Raw genomic sequence first — 23278 nt, 5'->3', positions numbered from 1 at the left:
GACGATATCATGAAGGCAGCAATCGTATATGCGTCAATGAGCGGAAATACAGAGGAGGTTGCGGAACTGATTGCAAAAGCATGTTCCGAAATGCAGGTCGAACCGACGATGATCTTTGCCGATGATGTGACGACGTATCAGCTGGTCCCTTATGATATCGTCTATTTTGGTTCTTACACCTGGGGAGACGGACAACTGCCGGATGAGATGCGGGATTGTCTGAAGGTCGTCTTAAAAGAAAGCCCGCACGCGATTCCGCAGGCGGCTGTCTTCGGGACGGGCGATAAGATGTTCGTCAAATATTGCCGTGCCGTCGATGAGATGGCGTACCATCTCGCGAAGTTCGGGGTTCCGCTCGCAGGTGAATTACTCAAAATCGAACAATCGCCGCGTAACCGACCGCATGCGGTCAAAGAGTGGACACGTCGAACACTACTGCAATTACAGCAAGAGGGAGCCGAACAACATGGAACAACTACAAAAAATCAAACTGCTTGATGCCCGACACCCGAATCGCGCGACCGCGATCATCGGCGGGGAAACAAGCTCAATCGTCAATTGGAACGACATTGCGTATCCGCAGTTCTATTCCATCTATAAACAGCTGTTATCGAACTTCTGGATTCCGGATGAGATTTCAATGTCAAAAGACATGCAACAATGGAATCAATTAAGCGAGCGGGAACAGGATGCCTTCAAACGCATCATCGGCTTATTGTCGATTCTCGACTCCGTCCAGACCCGTTATATTTTGGAGTCGGCGATGTTCACATCGGACGCGTCAATTCATGCGATTCTCGCGATTGTCGCCCAACAGGAAGTCGTTCATAACCAATCTTACAGCTATGTGCTGTCGAGTCTTGTCCCACTGTCGGAGCAGAACAGGATTTTCGACATCGCGAAAGACGACGATATGGTCATGAAACGAAATGCCTTCATTTTGGATCTGTATGAAGATTTCCAAAACGACCGGACACCGGAAAACTTTGCGAAGTCACTGGTGGCCTCGATCGTTCTTGAAGGAATCAACTTCTATTCCGGATTTGCTTTCTTCTATAACTTGGCGCGCCATCAGAAAATGGTCGGAACGTCGACGATGATCAGTTATATCCAGCGTGACGAACTGCAACACTCATACTTCATCAGTCAGCTGTTGCGTGCCGTCTTGACAGAACATCCGGATATCGACGCCGACGGTTCATTCACGAAATTTGTCTACGCGACATTCGAGCGTGCCGTTGATCTTGAAATCGAGTGGAGCGAATACGTGTTACGTGACTTGGACGGACTTGATGTCAGCGAAATGCGTGACTATGTCAAATACCTCGCCAACAAGCGTCTCCGTGTCATCGGACTTGACGATTTGTATGAAGGACATGATGAAGACGTCATGCCATGGATCCGCGCCTATTCCGACGACTCGATGAATGCGACGAAATCCGATTTCTTCGAGCAAAAATCGCGCTCGTATGCAAAAGTAACGGATGCAAACGGATTTGATGATTTGTAAGTCTGTAAACGGACAGAAATTTTGATTGCTTCACCATGCAATTTCCTTTACGCTAGGACAGGTGAGGTCATGCTCGACTCCTGCGGAAAACAAGCCGATCTGACCCTGGAAGATGCACTGCATCTGAAGCGGCAGGATGACTTGTCAGCGGAAAGCGAGCAGACCGAATCGGTCCTTTTTGCGTTGAAAAGTAAGAAGAAACAAAAAAAGGGCCGGACTCAAAAAGTCCGGCAGAATCAGGGGGAATACTTGAAGTCTTACTACTAATTTGTTCCCTCGTAAAATAAAAAATAAACAATTTGAAAAATATTTTTTACCATCCGTAAAAAGTATGTTATTATAAGTTGATGAATTTAGTTAGGGAGTGTATAAACTATGGCAAACTTTGAAAAAGACCAAGTCGTTACTGGTAAAGTAACTGGTATTCAAAACTTCGGTGCTTTCGTAGCACTTGACGAGCAAACACAAGGTCTCGTCCACATCTCAGAAATCTCACACGATTACGTAAAAGACATCAACGATTACGTAAAAGTTGGCGATGAAGTAACTGTTAAAGTTCTCGACATCGACGAAGCTAACAAAAAAATGAAGCTTTCGATCAAAGCAACACAAGAAGCTCCAAAACGCGAAGCACGCGCTAAAGGCCCACGCAAAAACGCTGGCCGTCGCGATGCGGGTCCTGCTTTCAAACAAGAAGAAGCTCCTGGCTTCAACGTGTTAAAAGGCAAATTGGAAGAATGGATTGAAAAATCAAACTTCCAAAAATAAGATTTTGAAAGGGAATCGACATCGGTCGGTTCTCTTTTTTTGCGTTATAAGCATTAAAATAGATGGAAAAGGGGAATGTGTGGATAATGTAAAGTGTTCATTACTTATCAAGGGGGCAACACACAATGGAAAACTTCGAATATCGTAATCCAACGAAACTTATTTTTGGTGACGGTCAAGTCAGCAAAATTACAGACGAATTGAAAGCTTTAGATGCTAAAAAAGTCATGCTCGTATTTGGCGGCGGCAGTATTAAACGCAACGGTGTTTATGATGACGTGACACGCGAACTGAGTGCGGCAGGGATCGAATACGTTGAATGCGATGGCGTCGAACCAAACCCGCGTATTGAAACAGCGGAACGCGGTATTAAAATCGCACGTGAAGCTGGCGTTGACGCATTGCTTGCACTAGGTGGCGGTTCAGTCATCGACTGTACGAAACTGATTGCTGCCGGTATCCCGTACGAAGGCGAAGCATGGGATCTCGTCATCGGGAAAGCAACACCAAAAACGGTCATCCCGTTCGGAACAGTCTTGACGCTTGCTGCAACAGGTTCGGAAATGAATTCAGGCTCGGTCATCACGAACTGGAAGACACAAGAAAAATACGGTTGGGGCAGCCCGTTAACATTCCCGACGTTCTCAGTCCTTGATCCGAAGTACACAGTCAGTGTACCGAAAGACCAAACGATTTACGGAATCGTCGATATGATGAGTCATTGCCTTGAGCAATACTTCCATACGGCACATGCACCGGTTCAAGAACGGATGACGGAAGGCGTCATGAAAGCGGTCGTCGAAGCAGCACCGAAACTCGTCAACGATCTTGAGAACGTTGAACTCCGCGGTACCATCCTGTTTGCCGGTACGATGGCACTCAATGGTGTCCTGCAAATGGGCGCACGCGGTGACTGGGCGTCACACAACATTGAGCATGCGGTTTCAGCTGTTCATGATATCCCGCACGCAGGTGGTCTGGCGATTCTCTTCCCGAACTGGATGCGTCATGTCCTCGACGAGTCAAACGCACACCGTTTCGTCACGCTCGGTGAAAATGTCTTTGACGTTGATACGACTGGTAAATCAGAAATGGAAGCAGCACACGCTACAATCGATGCCATCAGTGCGTTCTGGACGTCACTCGGTGCTCCAAACCGTCTTGCAGATTACGACATCAAAGAAGATACAGTCGACTCAATCGTAAAATCAGCAATGACACGCGGAGACTTCGGTAACTTCAAATCACTTGGCAACGAAGATGTCCGCCAAATCGTAACAGCGGCTTTGTAAGCGCCATAACATTTGCTAATCTTTTCACAAAAGACTTGAACGACCTTCCTTCTTGCGTTTTAATGAAAAGGAAGGTCGCATTTGTTTGCGAATGAATAAGGAGGACGAGTGAATGACAACGGTACGTTTTGATTATTCGAAGGCCCTACAATTCGTAGGACAACATGAAGTAGACTATATGGCGGATACGGTAAAAACATTACACGGAGCAATCCACAACGGCACAGGTGCCGGCAGTGATTTCTTAGGATGGGTCGATTTACCGACAAACTATGACAAAGCGGAATTTGAAAAAATTCAGGCAGCAGCTGAAAAAATCAAGTCGGATTCAGACGTCTTGTTGGTCGTCGGAATCGGCGGATCGTATCTTGGTGCACGTGCTGCAATCGAGATGCTGGGTCATTCGTTCCACAACTTATTGTCAAAAGAAGAGCGGAAAGCTCCGCAAATCATTTATGCTGGACATAACATTTCTTCGACGTACTTACACGATTTGTTCCAAGTACTTGAAGGAAAAGATGTGTCGGTCAACATCATCTCGAAATCAGGCACGACGACAGAACCGGCGATTTCGTTCCGTCTGTTAAAAACGTTCATGGAAGACAAGTACGGTAAAGCGGGTGCGAAAGACCGGATTTACGCAACGACGGATAAAGCACGCGGCGCTTTGAAAACACTTGCGGACTCGGAAGGATACCAGACATTTGTGATCCCGGATGACGTCGGAGGTCGTTTCTCTGTCTTGACACCGGTTGGTCTGTTGCCGATCGCAGCAGCCGGCATTTCGATCGAAGAGTTGATGGCAGGTGCACGTGATGCCCAGGTTCAGTTCTCAAACGAGAACTTGGCGGAAAACGAAGCGTACCAGTACGCAGTCGTCCGGAACGCATTATACGCTAAAGGGAAAACGATCGAGTTGCTCGTTAACTACGAACCGGCCTTACACTATGTGTCCGAGTGGTGGAAACAGTTGTACGGAGAGTCAGAAGGAAAAGACTTCAAAGGAATCTTCCCGGCTGCCGTCGACTTCTCAACGGATCTTCACTCGATGGGACAATATGTCCAGGAAGGACGTCGTGATTTGTTCGAAACAGTTATTAAAGTCGGACAAGCGCGTCATGCATTAACGATTGAAAAAGACGCCCAGGATCTCGACGGTTTAAACTTCCTGGAAGGAAAATCGATTCAATTCGTCAACGACAAGGCAGCGGAAGGAACGTTGCTTGCCCACACAGATGGACAAGTTCCGAACTTGACGGTCGAATTGCCTGAGATGACACCGTATCATCTCGGATTCTTGTTCTACTTCTTCGAAAAAGCATGTGCCATGAGTGGATACCTGCTTGGTGTGAACCCGTTCGATCAGCCGGGTGTTGAAGCGTACAAGAAAAACATGTTTGCCTTACTCGGTAAACCTGGATTTGAAGCAGAAAAAGCAGAGCTTGAAGCTCGCTTGAAATAAGCATCCGGACATCTCTCGATTCAGAGGGATGTCTTTTTTTGTCATTCTGGCAAATTCCTACGCACTTTCACTTTTAGAATGCTTTCGAAACAGGTAAAGTGAAGAGAGAAGAAGAAATGAGGTGCACGCACGTGATTACGTTTTTAGATTATTATCAAAATCGGGTTGAACTGAGTTTTGAAGACCATCCGTTTTCAGTCCATCCGCTTCATGTCTGGGTCATTGCCGTGTACGAAGGGAAATGGTTACTGACGCATCACAAGCAACGGGGATATGAGTTTCCGGGTGGAAAAGTCGAGCCGGGGGAGACGGCGGAGGAAGCCGCATACCGGGAAGTCATGGAAGAGACAGGGGGACGTATCGAACGTCTCCAGTACATCGGACAATACCGGGTCGAGGGTCGAGGAGACACGATCATCAAAAATATCTACTTCGCTCAAATCGAATCACTGGTTCCACACCTGGCTGTCGATGAGACGGACGGAGCCTATTTACTAGACGATATCCCGAAACGTTTAGATACGAACCGCCAATACAGCTTCATGATGAAGGACCGTGTCCTTCCGGAGACTCTTCGTGTACTCGCCGAACGCCGATTGGTTTGAGCTCCCGCGGCAGGGACCGTTCCGCACCTTTCGGGTCTTTTATGAAACATCCGACGGGGAACGGGTCGGAGCGTATGTCATCCTGCCGGTTCACGCGAACGGGCAAGGTCTTTTGTATTTACGTGGTGGGACACGTAATATCGGCATGGTTCGGCCGACCCGCTTAATGCAGTTCGCGCAAGCCGGTTATCTCGTCATGGCTCCTTTTTACCGCGGTAATCTAGGAGGGACGGGGAAAGAAGACTTCGGACACCGGGATATCCTCGACGCCATCAGTGCGTTTGATTGGCTCGATCAATATGTCGAGCGGACATCGGTCTTCGGTTTTTCCCGTGGCGGACAGATGGCGCTTTTACTTGCGCACCATCGTGAAGTCGCCCGGACGGTTTCATGGGCCGGTGTAACGAATCTGACTTGGACGTATGAAGAACAACAGACGATGCGAAAAATGCTCAGACGGTTTACGGGGGGAGTTCCGCAACAACAGTTGCAGGCATACCGTGTCCGGTCGCCATTGTATTTTCCGCCTCAAGGGGAAATCTTGCTGATTCACGGATTATATGATCAAAATGTCCGACTGCGTCATGCGACGAACTATGCGGCCCGTTATCCGGAACAGACCCGCTTGATCATCTATCAGTACGCGCATCAATTTCCAATCCATCAAAAAATGCTTGTGACGAAACAAGTCATTGATTGGATGTTATCTGAATAGAAAAGACTTACAAAACATCTTGATGCCTTGCATTGAGATGTTTTTTTCTCCAAATGATGGGAACATTGATATGTTTTAAAAAAGAGATTTTTTAAGGGGAAACGATATTTGGTATACTAGAACATATAAAATAAGCCAGATTAACGGATTTAGAAGGGATATATGAGATGGAAATCTTACTTGCGCGACAACCGATTGTAGACCGGTTTGGTTCGATTGACGCTTTTGAGCTGCTCTATCGTTCCGTTGAAACACCTGCAGTGTTTGATGGTGACTTGGCGACGATGGATGTGTTGACGAATACACTGATTCATCTCGGAGTAGACCGTGTAGCAGAAGGAAAACGATTATTCATTAATTTCACAGGCGATCTGTTGCAGTCTGAACTGATTGATCATCTGAATCCGACTCAATTCGTGATTGAAGTATTGGAGACGGTTCAGATCGATGAAATGATGCTCCAGACGCTGCAAAAATGGAAAGAAGCCGGCTTCGTCCTGGCGCTTGATGATTTCGTAACGGATTTGTTGCGTCACCACGGTCCGGAGCTGTTTGATTTGATTGATTTGATAAAAATTGATATCGAAGCCATCAATCCACGCGAACAAAGTGCAATCTTACATATTTTAAAACGGAACTATCCGCATATCCGCTTTTTGGCTGAACGGGTTGAAACACACGAGGACCACACGCGAAGCCTTGCGATGGGGTATGACTGGTTCCAAGGATACTTTTACGCCAAACCGATGCTGATGAAAGGAAAGGCCGTTCCTCCGCAAGTGCCTGTCCTGTTGAAAATGTTGAAGTGGCTTGATACGGATGACCATTATGATGACGTCGTGGATGAAATCGAGGGCAATCCTTACATCAGTGTGCAAGTACTGCAATTGATCAACTCTCCGGGCATCGGTCTTCGGAACATGGTCAGTTCCGTCCGTCAAGCAATTTCCTTGCTGGGCTTTTCCCAACTGAAGAGCTGGATTTCGTTGATCGTCTTGCGTGAGATGAAACTAGCGAGTCCGTATCAATGGTCGGACGAATTATTGCGTTCATCCTTGCATTGCGCAAAACTATGCCAACTGTTTGCGACGGAAACGAAGACACTGAAAGCAGAAAGTGCCTACATGATCGGCTTACTGTCACACATCGATGCCTTGCTTTCCGTGGATATCGGTGAAATCATCGATCAGCTTCCGATTGAACCGGCTTTGAAAAATGTCTTGCAAGGGGAAGATCACCCGTTTCGCGATTGCCTGTTGCTTGCGATCAGCGCAGACCGGGGCGAGTTTGAACGGTTTGAGATGCTCAGTAATCGGTTCGGGATTATGAAGCACCGGGCTTATGAATTATTAAAAGAAAGCCAAGTTTGGCTTTCTCAAAAAGAACTTCATTTACAAGATAAGACAGATTCCATCGTCTAACACAAAAGGTTGAGCATCCGTTAAGGAGCTCAACCTTTTTAGTACCATCAATCGTTTTTACACGCGGGGACCGGCTGCTTTGATCGCATCGGTCGCACTTTCGAAACGTGCGAAGTTCTGTGTGAATTTTTGTGCGAGTGCGGTCGCTTGTTGTTCGTAAACAGATGCATCCGCCCAGACCTTGACCGGATTGAGCAAGTCAGTCGGAACACCAGGTACTTCGATCGGCATATGCAGACCGAAAATCGGATGTTCTTCTGTCGGGATGTCTGCAAGCAGACCGTTGACGGCCGCATTGACCATCGTTCGTGTATAGGAGAGTTTCATCCGGCTTCCTGTACCGTAAGCGCCGCCGGTCCAGCCTGTGTTGACGAGATAGACTGTGACACCGTGACGATCAATCAGTTCCCCGAGCATCGTCGCATATTTTTCCGGAATCAACGGCAGGAATGGTGAACCGAAGCACGTCGAGAATGTGGCTTCCGGTTCTGTAACGCCGCGCTCCGTTCCAGCCAGTTTTGATGTGTAGCCGGATAAGAAGTGATACATCGCTTGTTCTTTCGTCAGTTTACTGATTGGAGGCAAGACACCATAGGCATCCGCCGTCAGAAAGACAATCGTTTTCGGGTGACCGGCGCGTGACGGAATGGCGATGTTGTCGATTGCTGTAATCGGGTAAGCGGCACGTGTATTTTCAGTCAATGAAGTATCATCATAATCCGGAATCCGCGCATCATCGAGGACGACATTTTCAAGAACGGTTCCGAAGCGGATCGCATCAAAGATTTGTGGTTCTTTTTCGCGTGACAGATTAACTGTTTTCGCATAGCAGCCACCTTCGATGTTGAAGACACCGTCATGAGACCAACCGTGTTCATCGTCACCGATTAATTGGCGACTGTCATCAGCAGACAGCGTGGTCTTACCAGTTCCTGAGAGTCCGAAGAATAAGGCGACATCGCCGCCGTGTCCGACGTTTGCTGAACAGTGCATCGACAAGACTTCTTGTTGGGGTAAAAGATAGTTCATGACAGAGAAAATTGATTTTTTGATTTCTCCGGCATACTCCGTTCCGCCAATCAAGACAATCCGGTGTTCGAATGACATCGCGATGAATGTCTCGGAGTTTGTGCCGTCAACCGCCGGATCCGCTTTAAAATGTGGTGCGTAGACGACCGTAAACGGTTCAAAGGCCGCAACCGTAGGATATTCACGTAAAAACAGCTGTTTCGCAAACAAATTATGCCAAGCATATTCGGTTACGACGCGCACTGGAAGGGTGAAATGCGTATCGGCACCAGCAGCAGCTTCTGTGTAGTAGAGTTGATCTGCTTCGTTCATATAACGAAGAACTTTTTGTAACAGTTGCTCGAATTTGTCCGACTCCATCGGTTGATTGACATGACCCCAATCGATATGCATCTCACATGAGTCATCACGGACGATGAACTTGTCTTTCGGTGAACGACCTGTAAATTTCCCCGTTTCTACAGACAAAGCACCATTTTCTGCAAGAACTCCTTCTTTGTTGCGAATTGCATGTTCGACTAGTTCAGCAACAGACAGTTGTTTGAACACATGCTCCTTCTTGAGTAGTTCTTCGATATTCAGGACCGTCATCGGCATCCTGACCCCACCTTTCCCCTACGTTGGTTTTAGCTCTACTATTAGTATGACACATTTATTATATATGACATACTAATGATAGAGCAATCATTTTCATGCGCTGATTTCTATTTATCTGGAAACGCTTTCAGCATTAACAGTTTAACATCTCTTCCGAAATTTTTCGACTAGAAATTAAAACGTTGCTTGACAGAGTGAGCACAAGTTTATATCATGTAATTCGTAACGGATACTCTTATTCTGAGCAGGTGGAGGGAACAAGGCCCGAAGAAACCCGGCAACCGTCTTATATTAATTTCATCATTAATGTAGGAAAAGGTGCTCTCCTGAAGCGAAGTAAACACTTCGAACGATAAGAGGGTAAAGGAAGAACGCACAACCTTTCCCTGACCATTTTTGGACATGGAAAGGTTTTTTTCATTTTACCGTCCCACTCAACTAGGGGAAATGAGTACACCGTCAAATTCTTTTTTGGGAGGGTCAAACATGACAAACCTTAATCGCCGACTGTTTACGTCGGAATCAGTAACAGAAGGTCACCCGGATAAAATCTGTGACCAGATTTCGGATTCAATTTTGGATGCAATTCTTGCAGCCGATCCAAACGCACGTGTTGCGGCAGAAACTTCTGTCACGACAGGACTCGTATTAGTAGCAGGAGAAATCACGACATCAACTTACGTGGATATCCCGAAAGTCGTTCGTGAAACGATTCGCGAAATTGGCTATACACGCGCTAAATACGGTTTCGATGCAGACACTTGTGCTGTATTGACATCAATCGATGAGCAGTCAGCAGACATCGCTCTCGGTGTTGACCAAGCGCTTGAAGCACGCGAAGGAAACATGTCAGATGAAGAAATCGATGCAATCGGAGCAGGAGACCAAGGTCTGATGTTCGGTTATGCAACGAAAGAAACACCTGAACTCATGCCACTTCCGATCTCACTTTCACACAAACTGGCTCGTCGTCTTGCAGAAGTTCGTAAAAACGGACAACTCGATTACCTCCGTCCGGATGGTAAGACGCAAGTCACGGTTGAATACAATGAGAACAATGAACCTGTTCGCGTTGATACAATCGTCATCTCAACACAACATGCAGAAGAAGTGACGCTTGAGCAAATCCAAGCTGATCTGAAAGAACATGTCATCGCACCGGTCATTCCGACTGAGTACATCGATGCCGATACAAAGTTCTTCATCAACCCAACTGGTCGTTTCGTCATCGGCGGACCACAAGGTGATGCTGGATTAACAGGCCGTAAAATCATCGTTGATACTTATGGCGGATATGCACGTCACGGCGGTGGAGCTTTCTCTGGTAAAGATCCAACGAAAGTCGACCGTTCAGCTGCTTACGCAGCGCGTTACGTCGCGAAGAACCTCGTAGCTGCAGGTCTTGCAGACAAAGCGGAAGTTCAACTCGCGTACGCAATCGGTGTCGCACATCCGGTATCAATCGCGGTGGATACATTCGGTACAGGAAAACTTCCTGAAGCACAACTGGTTGAACTGGTTGCTGAAAACTTCGATCTTCGTCCGGCTGGAATCATCAACATGCTTGATCTCCGTCGTCCGATCTATCGTCAGACAGCAGCTTATGGTCACTTCGGTCGTACAGACATCGAGTTACCATGGGAGCAGACAGATAAAGCCGCTACTCTTGAAGAGCAGGCAAAACGTTTCGCATAATTCATTGTTCAGAAACATCCTTCTAAAGGGTGTTTCTGAACTTTTTTTGTTTCTCCTGAACTTTGCAGGGATACGACTGAAATTTCTAGAAAAGGGTAAAAGAACATGAGTCTGTATTCTGTAAAAGGAAAAGGGGGATTTCGGTATGGAGATACGCGAAGCGGTTCCGACTGATGCAGCACGCATTCATGATATTGCGCTCACGTCTTGGATGGACACATATGAGGAAATCTATTCAGAACGCTCGAAAGCCCATTTCGTTCAAGAAGCGTACCCGCAGGAAGAAGTGGTCCGGGCGATTCGGACAGCGGAGGAAGCACGTGGAGAATATTTCAACGTCGGACTGATTGACGGGGAAATCGTCGGTTTCATTCACGCGATTGATGTTGAGGGAACATGGGAAATCGTCCGATTGTATGTCTTGCCGAAATACCAACAAAACGGGATCGGACGCCGGCTGATCCGCGAACTGGAATTGCAGGGAGCCTCTCCGATCGAAGTGTATGTCGAATCTCGGAACTATAAAGCCCGCCACTTTTTAACGTCGTACGGATTCAAGGAAATCAGTGAGACGACAGAGGAAGTCTTCGGACAAGTGGAACCTGTGACGCGTCTGCAACGTATATATTAAAGAAATGGAATCCGACTTAAGGCGGTTTGGCTGGAGTCGGATTTGTTGCATACTAAACAGATATCGAATGAAGAGGTGAGTTTGTGGTAGAACAACCAACCGGAGTGATCGTTCTTGTATATCCACTCCAATTACGTGCTCGGCCGAGTGAGGCGCTGATTCGTGTATTAGAACGCGAATACGAAGTTCTCCTGGTCGATGCACCCCGTCGTGTATCGTTTGAAGAACATCAACAGCTGTTAAAAGAAGCATTACGTGAAGCCGGTAAACGAAAATTACCGATTCACATCATTGCCTGCAGTATGGGGGCACTTGTCGTCAATCGGCTGCTTCAAGAATATGAGTTGCCGATGGCGAGCCTGACATTCATCTCGCCGTTATTTGATTGGCACAACTCGAAGCAACTAGGCGGCGTCAAACAAGTGTTTGCAAGTGCTTTCGACCGGTTCCGTCCGGATGCTCCGCTCGGCACATTGCCGTTCGGACAGAACAATGAGGATGCTGCACGTCTTGGTGAATTGACGTATGCGGAATATCGCGAGATTGAAGAAGAAATCGTCATCCATGACGAAGAACGTAAGAAACTGCCGCGGGTCCATCTCGCTTGTTTTTATGCACCGGATGATCAGTTCGCCGACGTCAAGTTGACGCTTGAAGTGTGCCGGAAGATGGGCGGAGACCAGATTTATCTGCAACGTCTGCACGGTTTCCCGCACTTCAGTTTTGAACGTTTGAATACGCGGTTTGCTGAAAAGCTATTGCTGTTTCTAAAGATGGTGGAAGATTAAACGGCAACAAGAAAAAGAGGAATCCGGATAGCATTGATATGCTCCCCAAAAAGTAGACAGTTGAAATAACAAAAACTGTCTACTTTGAAGGGAGCTTTTTCTATGGCTACATCTAGATTTTCGATGGATCAAAAACTACACATCATTCAGATGTGTGAGGACGGAATCGACTCAATCAAGTCGATCGCCTCGCTCTTCGAGCTTTCAGTCACAACCTTGAATAGATGGAGAGCAAAATATCGTACGGGCGGTCCCTCCGCACTTCGGAGTCGATCAAAGTGGACCCGCTATCCCGAAGACCTAAAGATGAAAGCTGTGCGCGCAGTACTCGACCAAGAAGAATCGCTCACTAGCGCTTCGGTACGGTTTGATATTTCGAACATAAGCGTACTTGCGAAGTGGATCGAGAAGTATACTAGTCATAGTACTCAAGGGAAACCATTGAAGGAGCGATCCATTATGACTAGAGGTAGAACCACTACATTCGAAGAGCGTGTCCAGGCAGTTATGGACTGTATACAAAACGGAAAAGACTATCAACGCATCATGGAGACCCATCGGGTCTCGTACCAACAAATCTATAGTTGGGTAAGAAAGTTCGAGAAGGATGGAATCGACTCACTGATAGACCGTCGCGGTCGTCAGAAGCCAGTAGAAGAATTGACGGGTACAGAACGTTTCGCGCTGGAGCTGAAACGACTCGAGCGAGAAAATGAGCGTCTACGTATGGAGAACGATTTCTTAAAAAAGTTAGAGGAGATCGAGAGGAGGTCACGTTAAATCAAATTCGACTTCAAGATAAATATGAAGCCATCCAATCATCGGTAGAGCAATTTGGTTATCCAATCATTGCCCTATGCCACCTCGCTTGTGTCTCGCGCGCTGCCTACTACAAGTGGTTACGTCGGATAGATATGCCGAAAGCACGTGAGACGGAGAACATGAAAATCATCGAAGAGATGAACGAGATTCACCTTGCGGTGAACGGAATCTATGGCTATCGACGAATGACATTAAACTTAAAACGCCGTTTCGGAAGAAACGTTAACGCGAAGCGTGTCCGTCGTCTGATGCATGTCGCTCGTATTCATTGCGTCATACGCCGGAAACGTCCTTTGTACATTCGTAATCGTCCTCAACAGACCGCAGAGAACATTCTGAACCGTGATTTCAACGCGGCAGGACCGAATCAAAAATGGGTAACGGATGTCACGGAATTGAAGTATGGCGCCTCTCAGAAGGCGTATTTGAGCGCTATTCTAGACCTACATGATGGATCTATCCGTGCCTTCGTTCTTGGGCACTCAAACATAATCAGCTCGTGTTCGATACACTCGAACTCGCCTTGAAAGGCGCACCCGGAAGCCGTCCCTTACTTCATAGTGATCGAGGATTTCAATATACTTCGCATACGTTTCGTCACATGACACGCGTGGCGGGTATCACACAAAGTATGTCTCGGGTTGGTAAATGTATTGATAACGGTCCGATGGAGTCCTTTTGGGGAGCGTTGAAGTGCGAAAGTTATTATCTACATAAGTTTACGGAGTTCGACGAACTCCAACTTGCAATCCAGAAGTATATTCATTTCTACAATGAAGAACGGTATCAACAACGATTAAACGGCTTGGCTCCATTAGAATACAGAGCTCAAGCCGTTTAAAAGATTTTTATTATTTATCCTGTCTACTTGACGGGGAGCAGTTCACATCGGGATTCCTCTTTTTGTTTAGTCGATTGTTTGTTTCTTTAATTTTTTTTCAATCGCGACGATGAACGGGGGATTGTTTTGCTGATTCAAGAAACGATATTGCAGGACGGCATAATCCTGTTGCGGGAGGGAAGAAACATGTTCCAATACCGCATCGCGTTCACGTCGTCCTTCCGAATGGCCATGGTAGATCACGAGGACAACCAGACCGCCGGGGACAAGAACCGGAAGGAGGGCACGGAGTGCTTCGAGTGTTTCTTCCCCGGTCGTCGTAACGGATTTATCACTCCCCGGTAAGTACCCCAGATTAAATACTCCGGCACGAATCGGGCGTTGTTCAGCAAACAAGCGGGCTCCGACATGAATATGACTTTCATGGTACAAATCGACCCAGTCGAAAACGTGAGCCGCCTGCAGACGGCGTGTCGTTTCTTCGATGGCCTGCTCCTGGACATCAAACGCGATGACCCGTCCGCTCGGTCCGACCTGTTCGGCAAGAAAATGCGTATCATGACCGTTCCCGGCAGTCATGTCGACGACACAATCCCCCTCATGAATGACTGATTCCAATAATTCTTTGGCGTAAGGCAATACACGTGCAAGTGACATGGCAAAAACTCCTCTTTCTGATAATATGCTCTATTTTTTTCTAAGTACCCGGAAAATTGACCCTTTAGTCAAGTGTATCATTTTTCCGATTTTTCGTTTAATAACGAAGTTCCTTGACAGAGAGGAGAATAATTTCGTAAAGTGGCAAGGTTGGAAACTACATTGGAGGATGCTTACCATGCCGAAATTACCTCGCGCGGTCTGGATTCTGGTATTGGCGATGGCGATCAATACAACAGGATCCTCTTTTTTATGGCCGTTTAATACATTATACATTCATGATTATTTAGGAGAGTCGATGACAAAAGCCGGAATGGCTTTATTCGTCAACTCGGCTCTCGCCATTGTCGGAAACTATATCGGCGGAAAAGCATTTGACCGGTTAGGCGGGAAACGGACGCTTGTCATCAGTGTCATTGGACTGGTCCTTGCCTCGATTGGTCTTTGGCTGTTCCATCAGACCTTCACCGGGTATGTGCTGATGTTAGGATTGATCGGATTCGTCGGAGGAATGGTGTTTCCGACCATCTATGCTTTGACCGGTGTCATTTGGCCGGAAGGTGGAAGACGGGCATTTAATGCAATCTATGTTGCCCAAAATGTCGGTGTGGCACTGGGGACCGCAATCAGCGGACAAATTGCAGCAATCGACATCCAGTTCATTTTCATCGCCAATCTCATACTTTACTTATTGTTTGCCGTCGTCCTTTTTGTGGGGCTGAACTGGATTCAAGTGCATCCGGTCAAACGTCAATCGGTATCGGCAGGGGAAGAAGTGCGGGAGCCGCTCTCGAAGAGTTCAGTCCGGACGATGTTGTACGTTTCGGTCGGCTATGCGCTCTTGTGGTTTGTGTATGTTCAATGGCAGGGAACATTTGCCGTGCATACAAAATCCCTCGGTGTGACAATTTCCGAATACTCGATTTTATGGACGATCAACGGTGCACTGATCGTATTTGCGCAACCGTTATTGACACCTGTCCTGCGCTGGTTTGGTGACGACTTGAAACGTCAGTTGCTGACGGGAACCGGCATTTTTCTTTTGTCATACGCGATCGTGCCTTTTGCCGGCGGATTCAAGATGTTCTTAGTAGCGATGGTCATTTTGACGATCGGTGAGATGTTCATTTGGCCGGCGGTTCCGGCAATGGCAGCCCGCTTGGCTCCGATCGGGAAAGAAGGCGAGTTTCAGGGGTATGTCAATATCGCCGCTTCGGCAGGGCGGATGATCAGTCCGACTGTCGGAGGGTTGATTTATGATTTATCCGGTATGAATGCCGTGTTCATGACATTGATTGGATTGATCCTGCTGGCAGGATTCACATTCGTTCGGGCTATACCAAACAAGGCCGTAAAATGAGAAAAGGACAGAAGCGGTCGCTTGATTCCGCTGTCTGTCTTTTTTGTTGAAGAAGCATATTAAACATGTAAAATGGGTATTGAATTAAAAGGTAAAAATTAATTGATTAACCAAATTAAAGGAAAAATAGTTATGTTCGACGTGTCATATGCCGGAGGTGGAAAAAGATGAGGCGATGTATTTTTGTGGAAGATCAGTTGACGTGGGCATCACTTGTGGAAAATAAATCACTTGATATTTTTTATAGCTATGAATATGTTCATTTGAATGCCCGGACCGATGAAGCGGCCGGACTGATTTATTTTCAAGGAGCATCAGGTGAATTATTTTATCCCTTCTTGAAGCGGCGGATTTTTGACACCGAATACTTTGATTTGATTACGCCTTACGGATACGGAGGTCCGGAAATCATTGGTGAGTTGACTTCAGAAGAGCTGACCGATGCCAAACGTTCGTTTCGACAATGGGCGATGCGTCAAAAAATTGTTTCCGAATTGATTCGTTTTAATCCGCTGACGGAAAACCATAAACGTGTAGCGGATTGGACGAAAACGGAATTCATCCGCCACACGACAAGCATCGATCTTCGGCCTTCTGTAGAAGAAATCATGCAGACCTTTCATAAAAAAAACCGGAGTATGATCCGGAAATCCTTGGCGTCAGAGCTGACGGTCCGAAGAGGATCGAAAGAAGATCTGCCAACCTTCATCCGTCTTTACTATCAAACGATGGACCGGAAGGATGCTTCGTCCCATTACTATTTCACGACCGAATATTTTGAACAGTTGTTTCAACCGACAGAACTGTGTGAACCGTTATTGCTGATTGCGGAGTGGCAGGGAGAAGCGGTCGGTGGATATTTCGTCCTGCTCGGGAACGAGTATGCACACGGACATCTGATCGGCTGTCAACGTGATGAACATAAACTTTTTCCGAATCAGCGCCTGGAGTATGAGGCGATTTTACATTCCAAGTCAGCCGGCATGGTCGAGCAGCACCTCGGTGGCGGCTATAAGGAACGGGACAGTCTGTTCGAAAGCAAATGTCGTTATACAGGTTACCGTATGTTTGAATACCACCAAGGAAAGACGATTCTTCTTCCCCATGTCTATGAACAATTGTGTCAACGGTACGGAAGCGACGAAGCAACCAACTATTTCCCGGAATACCGTTATCAAGAGACGGTTTTAGCCACCTGATCATCGGCAGATGATCAGGTTTTTTGGTAGGCTGATAACAGGAGGGGAAATCATGAAAAAAACAGGTTTGATTTTTGATATGGATGGGGTCATCCTCGATAGTGAAATTCAATATTTTAAAGTCCATCAACAGATGTTCAACACGTTATCGATTCCGCTGGATTTGACGCAGTATGCGACATTCATGGGGAAAACCGGGGATGAGATGTGGGAGGAACTGATCACACAACACGCGTTACCGCACTCGACGGAAGCATTGCTGGCACTCGAACACGAATTATTCCAACAGCATGCGAAGCCGGAGACCTGCGGTTTGAAGGACGGCGTAAAAGAACTGATGGAACTGGCCCGGACGGAAGGATACCGGATTGCGATTGCGTCCTCGAGTTCACTTGAAAAAATTAAACGTGTCATTACGCATTATGAATTGACGGTCGATGCTTATACGAGCGGATTTGAAGTCCCGCGTTCCAAACCGGATCCGGCGATTTTTCGTCTGGCGGCAGAGCGGATCAATCAGTCACCCGAGGCCTGTATCGTCATTGAAGACGCCGCAAACGGGATGATTGGTGCCAAAAAAGCGGGCATGGAAGTCATTGCCCTGCTCGACGATCGGATGCCGGCACAAGTCTTGCATCATGCGGATCATGCCGTATCATCGCACGCCGCGATTGGAGAAATTTTACGCAACCGTTGACGGTAAGGGAAGGTTCGGCTTACACTTACACATAGATAGTCCATTGCGACGAACTGAAGTAGTAAGGGAGTCATTCCGTTTTAGAGAGCTGGTGGTCGGTGCAAACCAGTCGGAATCGTCCGTGAACTCGTCAGGGAGCATGATTCGTGAAACCAAGTAGCGAACTCCGGTCCTTCACACCGTTATCTGTGAATCAAGTGGTCTGCTTCAGCAGACAACGTGGGTGGTACCGCGGGAGACAAACCGGTCTTTCGTCCCTATTCCTAGGGGCGGAGACCGGTTTTTTGTATATTCAGAGGAGGAATAAAGATGCCGTACAATCATCGTGAAATCGAACCGAAATGGCAAGCGCGTTGGGAACAGGACAATGCGTTCGTCACAACAGAAGATCCGGAAAAAGAAGGCTTTTATGCGTTAGACATGTTTCCTTATCCATCGGGAGCAGGACTTCATGTCGGTCACCCGGAAGGATACACGGCAACCGATATCCTGGCCCGGATGAAACGGATGCAAGGATACAACGTCCTTCACCCGATGGGATGGGATGCGTTTGGACTTCCGGCGGAGCAGTATGCGCTTGATACAGGAAATGACCCGCGGGAGTTCACTGCCCAAAACATCGAAACCTTTAAACGTCAGTTAAAAGACTTGGGATTCTCGTACGACTGGGATCGTGAAATCAATACGACGGATCCGAAATATTACAAATGGACACAGTGGATTTTTACGAAATTGTATGAACAGGGACTCGCTTTCGTTGACGAAGTCGCCGTTAACTGGTGCCCGGCTCTTGGAACGGTGCTTGCGAACGAGGAAGTCATCGACGGGCTGTCCGAGCGTGGTAATCATCCGGTTGTCCGCGTCCCGATGCGGCAGTGGGTTTTAAAAATTACCGAGTACGCGGACCGTTTGCTCGAAGATTTGGATGAACTCGACTGGCCGGAATCCGTCAAGGAAATGCAACGGAACTGGATCGGAAAATCGGAAGGTGCGGAAATCGACTTTACGATCGACGGTCATAAAAAACAAGTAACGGTCTTCACGACACGTCCGGATACCGTCTTCGGCGCAACGTATCTCGTTCTGGCACCGGAGCATCCATTTGTCACGGATATCACAACAGAGGATCACGAAGAAGCGGTTAAAGCATACATCGCGTCTGTCCAGACGAAGTCAGATTTGGAACGGACGGATCTTGCGAAAGAAAAAACAGGCGTCTTCACGGGAGCTTTTGCCGTCAACCCGATTTCAGGCGAACGTCTGCCAATCTGGATCGCCGATTATGTCCTCGCGACATACGGAACAGGCGCGATCATGGCCGTTCCGGCACACGATGAGCGTGATCATGAATTTGCGAAACAGTTTGACCTTCCGATCATCGAAGTCGTCAAAGGCGGTAACGTTGACGAAGTAGCGTATACGGGTGAAGGCGAACACGTCAATTCACAAATGCTCGACGGATTGTCAAAACAGGAGGCGATTGAAACGATCATCGCTGAACTGGAGACGAATCAAGTCGGACGCAAAAAAATCACGTTCCGATTGCGTGACTGGTTATTCAGCCGTCAGCGCTACTGGGGTGAACCGATTCCGGTCGTCCACATGGAAGACGGAACGATGAAGACACTCGATAAATCGGAACTTCCGCTTGAATTGCCGATGATTCCGGAAATCAAGCCGTCCGGCACAGGTGAATCACCACTCGCCCTTGCAGAAGACTGGCTCGATTACACGGATCCGGTCACGGGACTTAAAGGACGCCGCGAGACGAATACGATGCCACAATGGGGCGGCAGCTGCTGGTACTACCTCCGCTTCATTGATCCGCATAATGAAGAGGCGATTGCCGATCCGGAAAAACTAAAATACTGGCTTCCGGTCGATATTTATATCGGAGGAGCCGAGCATGCCGTGCTTCATTTACTGTATGCCCGCTTCTGGCATAAAGTCTTGTATGATATCGGTGTCGTACCGACGAAAGAACCATTCCAAAAGTTGTATAACCAAGGGATGATTCTTGGAGAAAACAATGAAAAAATGTCGAAATCACGCGGAAACGTCATCAATCCGGATGAAATCGTCAAATCGCACGGTGCAGATACACTCCGCTTGTACGAAATGTTCATGGGACCGCTTGATGCTTCGGTGTCGTGGTCGGAGAACGGTCTTGACGGGGCACGTCGTTTCCTTGACCGCGTCTGGCGTCTGTTCGAACGGACAGCGGACATTCAGGACGTGACGACAGTCGATGCAGACTTTGAACGTGTCTACCATCAGACGGTTAAAAAGGTAACGGAAGACTTCACGAACATTCAGTTCAACACCGGGATTTCGCAGTTGATGGTCTTCGTCAACGAGGCCAATAAACAACCGGTCTTACCGCGTCACTTCCTTCGAGGATTCATTCAATTGCTGACCCCGGTCGCACCGCACCTTGGGGAAGAGTTATGGGAACAGCTTGGTTTTGAGGATACATTGACATATGCGGCATGGCCGACATTTGACGAAACGAAACTCGTCAGCGATACAATGGAATTCGTCATTCAAGTCAACGGTAAAGTCCGTTCGAAGCTCGTCATCAGCATGGAGGCAACAAAAGAAGAAATTGAAGCCCTTGCGTTTGCCGATGAAAAAACACAAGAGTGGATTGGCGATAAAACGGTTCGGAAAGTCATCGTCGTTCCGAAAAAACTGATCAATATCGTAGCGAACTAAGGTAAAACCCCTCATCTGATTCGTCAGATTGAGGGGTTTTCGTTTACCTCCGTCGCAAGTCCGCTTTTTTTTTAGGGCGCCTTCTGCTAAACTGAATCAGAAACCGAGACAGAAAGGCGATTTGTGTAAATGAAACGAACTTATATAGTCTATACAACGATTTTTGCCGTCGTCTCCGGTCTGATCCTTTGTGTGTCGCTCGTCTTTTCGAGACCTGAGACCGTCGCACAAATCAAAGAGACGTTTGCCAAAATTGAGACACAATCGAAACACCAAGCAGCAGTTAAACAAGTACCGACGAAAACACCGTCTTCCATTCCGAATCCGGAAGAACCATTGATCAAAAACGTCCAACAGATGTTGTACGATGATTCGATCGGTTCCTATCTTGTCGTAACGGAAGATTATCACTTTTTCGAAATCAGCGGGACCGGCGAACGAATCAATGCGTCATTCCAAATCGAGGATGAAGGCAAATTGATGTTATCGGGACTTGACGGTATGACGCTCGTTGACGGCGAGACCGTCGCCTTATTGACGTCCAATCAAATTCTCGTGACCGTTAAACGGGAAGAAGGCGTCTGGAAAGAAGACAAACGGGAACGGGTGGCAGGTACGACGATCCGCGACAGTTTCCACGGACTCGGTTACGATGCCAAGAAAAAACAATTCTACACGATCAATCACATTCGTTCGTTAGCGCGAAGTGAACTGACGTATTTCACGACGAAACAAGATGAAATAAAAATCGATAAAGATGCGACCGCAAAGGAAAAACGCGCTTTAAAGAAAAAACGAAAACCGCCGTATTTGACGATTGTAGAGCGAAAGCGGATTGACACGGCCGGCGGCATGCGCAGTGATGCGAAAAAAGCCTTCACGGAAAATTTCCGTCCGATTGGTCTTGCTGAACGGCAAGGGCGGATTTACACGTTGGATTCGGAAGCATTATTCCTGTATTCGATTGACACGAAAGATGTGACGATTACAGGGGAGTCGGCAAGCCCGAAAGTCTACGGGGCAGAAGGCATATTTGTTCAGGACAATGAGTTGTTTGCTTTGATCCAAACAGATAAATTCTCGAGCCGTTCGTTTACACCAATCGACTAAAAGGCTAGCTCCGTGTGGAACTAGCCTTTTTGTCATAACGCGGTCAGTGCAGCATTCGTGCCGGCGCAATGTCCGGTCACGAAAGCGGCTGTGATATTATAACCGCCTGTATAGCCGTGGATGTCGAGGATTTCGCCGGCGAAAAAGAGACCGTCTGCTTTTTTCGACATCATCGTTTTTGGTTGGATTTCCTTGATCGAAACACCGCCGCCGGTGACGAACGCTTTATCAAAGTCGAGTGTTCCGACTGCTTGAAGCGGGAAGCGTTTGAGCGTCGCCAGCAATTGAGTGAAGTCCTGTTTTTTAATTTGCGTACAGACTTCATCTCCAAAACCGATCCGGGCAAATAACAGATCGAGCAATCGTTCCGGAACAAATCCTTTTAACGCATTGCGGACCGTTTTTTTCGGGTTAGCGGCAAGGGCAGCTTGGAACCGTTCCGTCAGGGCACCAATCGATTCTTCCGGGAACAAGTCGATCGAAAGATGGACAACACGCTCACCGGACCGTTTTCTTTCTTTGATCGTGTACTGACTGCACCGTAAAGCAATCGGACCACTCAGACCGAAATGGGTAAATAACAGATCGCCGGTGTGCGTCTTGATCGGTTTATCTTTTTTACCGTGAACCGTCAGCGCGACGTCACGTAACGAAAGACCCTGAAGTGTCTTTTCTTGGATGAACGTATCGTTCAGTAAAATCGGCACTTCGGTCGGGAAAAGTTCCGTGATCGTATGACCGGCTTTACGTGCCCAAGGATAACCGTCGCCGGTTGAACCGGTATGGGGAACCGATTGTCCACCGACAGCGACGACACAACTCTTCGCTTCGAGGCGGGATCCGTCCGCAAGCAGGACGGCTGCGAACGAACCGTCCGGATGGAAGTCAAGTGTTGCAACTTCCGCATTGATTTGAATTTCAGCGCCGTGCTGGCGGATTTGATCAATCAATACCCGGACGACGTCAGCTGCTTTATCGGAAACCGGGAACATCCGTCCATTATCCTCTTCCTTCAGAGCGACACCAAAGCCCTCGAACAGTTCAATGATGGATTCGTTATTGAACTGAGAAAAGGCACTGTAGAGAAAACGGCCGTTTCCGGGAATCGATTGAACCAATTCTTCCAATGGTTTGCGGTTCGTGACGTTGCATCGACCGCCGCCTGAAATTGCCAATTTTCGTCCGAGTTTACTTCCTTTATCGAGCAAAAGCGTCTTAGCGCCTGCTTGTAACGAGGCGAGCGCTGCCATTAAGCCGCTTGGTCCGCCTCCGATTACGATTACATCATACATGTGGTCACCTCATTTGTTGGATTCTGCTTGTTTCACTTTAGCAGAAGTTTGTACTGTAAACAAACCGTCTCT

Annotated in this window: 20 protein-coding genes, 1 pseudogene, 1 riboswitch and 1 other annotated feature; of the genes and pseudogenes, 18 read left to right on the top strand and 3 right to left on the bottom strand. The window is 47.5% G+C overall.

What is annotated here, in order from left to right:
- The first annotated feature begins 9 nt into the window (after positions 1–9).
- The 9 genes from EXIG_RS11700 (at position 10) to EXIG_RS11660 (ending at position 7773) form a co-directional block, all read left to right on the top strand.
- Complete coding sequence (locus EXIG_RS11700) at positions 10–498, top strand: flavodoxin domain-containing protein (protein WP_012371162.1); 489 nt, start codon at positions 10–12, stop codon at positions 496–498.
- Positions 467–1510: a ribonucleotide-diphosphate reductase subunit beta gene (locus EXIG_RS11695; RefSeq protein WP_012371161.1), complete on the top strand. Its 1044-nt coding sequence runs from the start codon at positions 467–469 to the stop codon at positions 1508–1510. The genes EXIG_RS11700 and EXIG_RS11695 overlap by 32 nt, the downstream gene beginning before the upstream one ends.
- Before the next feature lie 21 nt (positions 1511–1531).
- Positions 1532–1777, top strand: a complete 246-nt coding sequence (locus EXIG_RS11690) for a hypothetical protein (protein WP_167315849.1) — start codon at positions 1532–1534, stop codon at positions 1775–1777.
- A gap of 108 nt (positions 1778–1885) precedes the next feature.
- Complete coding sequence (gene yugI, locus EXIG_RS11685) at positions 1886–2278, top strand: S1 domain-containing post-transcriptional regulator GSP13 (protein ID WP_012371159.1); 393 nt, start codon at positions 1886–1888, stop codon at positions 2276–2278.
- Positions 2279–2403: 125 nt separating this feature from the next.
- Complete coding sequence (locus tag EXIG_RS11680; protein WP_012371158.1) at positions 2404–3570, top strand: iron-containing alcohol dehydrogenase; 1167 nt, start codon at positions 2404–2406, stop codon at positions 3568–3570.
- A gap of 112 nt (positions 3571–3682) precedes the next feature.
- The gene (locus EXIG_RS11675; protein WP_012371157.1) at positions 3683–5032 is read left to right on the top strand and encodes a glucose-6-phosphate isomerase; all 1350 of its coding nucleotides are present in this window, start codon (positions 3683–3685) and stop codon (positions 5030–5032) included.
- A 131-nt stretch (positions 5033–5163) separates the two neighbouring features.
- A complete protein-coding gene (gene ytkD / locus EXIG_RS11670) occupies positions 5164–5637 on the top strand; it encodes an RNA deprotection pyrophosphohydrolase (protein WP_012371156.1) in 474 nt (157 codons plus the stop codon).
- Entirely contained in the window at positions 5609–6352 is a 744-nt protein-coding gene (locus tag EXIG_RS11665) for an alpha/beta hydrolase family protein (RefSeq protein WP_012371155.1), read from the top strand. The genes ytkD and EXIG_RS11665 overlap by 29 nt, the downstream gene beginning before the upstream one ends.
- A 167-nt stretch (positions 6353–6519) precedes the next feature.
- On the top strand, positions 6520–7773 hold the full coding sequence (locus tag EXIG_RS11660; RefSeq protein ID WP_012371154.1) for an EAL and HDOD domain-containing protein: 1254 nt from the start codon (positions 6520–6522) through the stop codon (positions 7771–7773).
- Positions 7774–7830: 57 nt separating this feature from the next.
- On the opposite strand, the gene pckA is transcribed toward EXIG_RS11660, so the two are convergent.
- Positions 7831–9399, bottom strand: a complete 1569-nt coding sequence (pckA, locus tag EXIG_RS11655; protein ID WP_012371153.1) for a phosphoenolpyruvate carboxykinase (ATP) — start codon at positions 9397–9399, stop codon at positions 7831–7833.
- 232 nt (positions 9400–9631) lie between these two features.
- A riboswitch (SAM riboswitch) is annotated at positions 9632–9758 on the top strand.
- Between the two features lie 127 nt (positions 9759–9885).
- On the opposite strand from pckA, the gene metK reads away from it, so the two are divergent.
- From metK to EXIG_RS15775, 4 genes and pseudogenes are all read left to right on the top strand, one after another.
- A complete protein-coding gene (metK, locus tag EXIG_RS11650) occupies positions 9886–11094 on the top strand; it encodes a methionine adenosyltransferase (protein WP_012371152.1) in 1209 nt (402 codons plus the stop codon).
- 145 nt (positions 11095–11239) lie between these two features.
- The gene (locus tag EXIG_RS11645; protein WP_012371151.1) at positions 11240–11725 is read left to right on the top strand and encodes a GNAT family N-acetyltransferase; all 486 of its coding nucleotides are present in this window, start codon (positions 11240–11242) and stop codon (positions 11723–11725) included.
- A gap of 83 nt (positions 11726–11808) precedes the next feature.
- The gene (locus tag EXIG_RS11640) at positions 11809–12513 is read left to right on the top strand and encodes an alpha/beta fold hydrolase (protein WP_012371150.1); all 705 of its coding nucleotides are present in this window, start codon (positions 11809–11811) and stop codon (positions 12511–12513) included.
- Positions 12514–12615: 102 nt separating this feature from the next.
- Positions 12616–14176, top strand: a pseudogene (locus EXIG_RS15775) (IS3 family transposase).
- A 66-nt stretch (positions 14177–14242) separates the two neighbouring features.
- Here EXIG_RS15775 and mnmM read toward each other — a convergent pair.
- Positions 14243–14833 carry a tRNA 5-(aminomethyl)-2-thiouridylate-methyltransferase MnmM gene (mnmM, locus tag EXIG_RS11625; protein ID WP_012371148.1) on the bottom strand — a complete coding sequence of 197 codons (591 nt, stop codon included), beginning with the start codon at positions 14831–14833 and terminating at the stop codon, positions 14243–14245.
- 178 nt (positions 14834–15011) lie between these two features.
- On the opposite strand from mnmM, the gene EXIG_RS11620 reads away from it, so the two are divergent.
- The 5 genes from EXIG_RS11620 (at position 15012) to EXIG_RS11600 (ending at position 21914) form a co-directional block, all read left to right on the top strand.
- Positions 15012–16193 carry an MDR family MFS transporter gene (locus EXIG_RS11620; protein WP_012371147.1) on the top strand — a complete coding sequence of 394 codons (1182 nt, stop codon included), beginning with the start codon at positions 15012–15014 and terminating at the stop codon, positions 16191–16193.
- Between the two features lie 167 nt (positions 16194–16360).
- Positions 16361–17392 carry a peptidoglycan bridge formation glycyltransferase FemA/FemB family protein gene (locus EXIG_RS11615; protein ID WP_012371146.1) on the top strand — a complete coding sequence of 344 codons (1032 nt, stop codon included), beginning with the start codon at positions 16361–16363 and terminating at the stop codon, positions 17390–17392.
- Between the two features lie 52 nt (positions 17393–17444).
- Positions 17445–18089 carry an HAD family hydrolase gene (locus EXIG_RS11610; protein ID WP_012371145.1) on the top strand — a complete coding sequence of 215 codons (645 nt, stop codon included), beginning with the start codon at positions 17445–17447 and terminating at the stop codon, positions 18087–18089.
- A gap of 39 nt (positions 18090–18128) precedes the next feature.
- Positions 18129–18351: a binding site (T-box leader), on the top strand.
- 47 nt (positions 18352–18398) lie between these two features.
- Entirely contained in the window at positions 18399–20804 is a 2406-nt protein-coding gene (gene leuS, locus EXIG_RS11605; RefSeq protein ID WP_012371144.1) for a leucine--tRNA ligase, read from the top strand.
- Positions 20805–20933: 129 nt separating this feature from the next.
- Positions 20934–21914 (top strand): hypothetical protein, encoded by a 981-nt coding sequence (locus EXIG_RS11600; RefSeq protein ID WP_012371143.1) that lies wholly within the window; start codon positions 20934–20936, stop codon positions 21912–21914.
- Positions 21915–21946: 32 nt separating this feature from the next.
- Here EXIG_RS11600 and EXIG_RS11595 read toward each other — a convergent pair whose 3' ends face one another.
- Positions 21947–23206 (bottom strand): BaiN/RdsA family NAD(P)/FAD-dependent oxidoreductase, encoded by a 1260-nt coding sequence (locus EXIG_RS11595; protein WP_012371142.1) that lies wholly within the window; start codon positions 23204–23206, stop codon positions 21947–21949.
- Positions 23207–23278: the final 72 nt, after the last annotated feature.

The sequence above is a fragment of the Exiguobacterium artemiae 255-15 genome, from assembly GCF_000019905.1.
GTDB lineage: Bacteria > Bacillota > Bacilli > Exiguobacteriales > Exiguobacteriaceae > Exiguobacterium_A > Exiguobacterium_A artemiae.
This window is presented reverse-complemented; position numbering and strand designations above follow the sequence as displayed.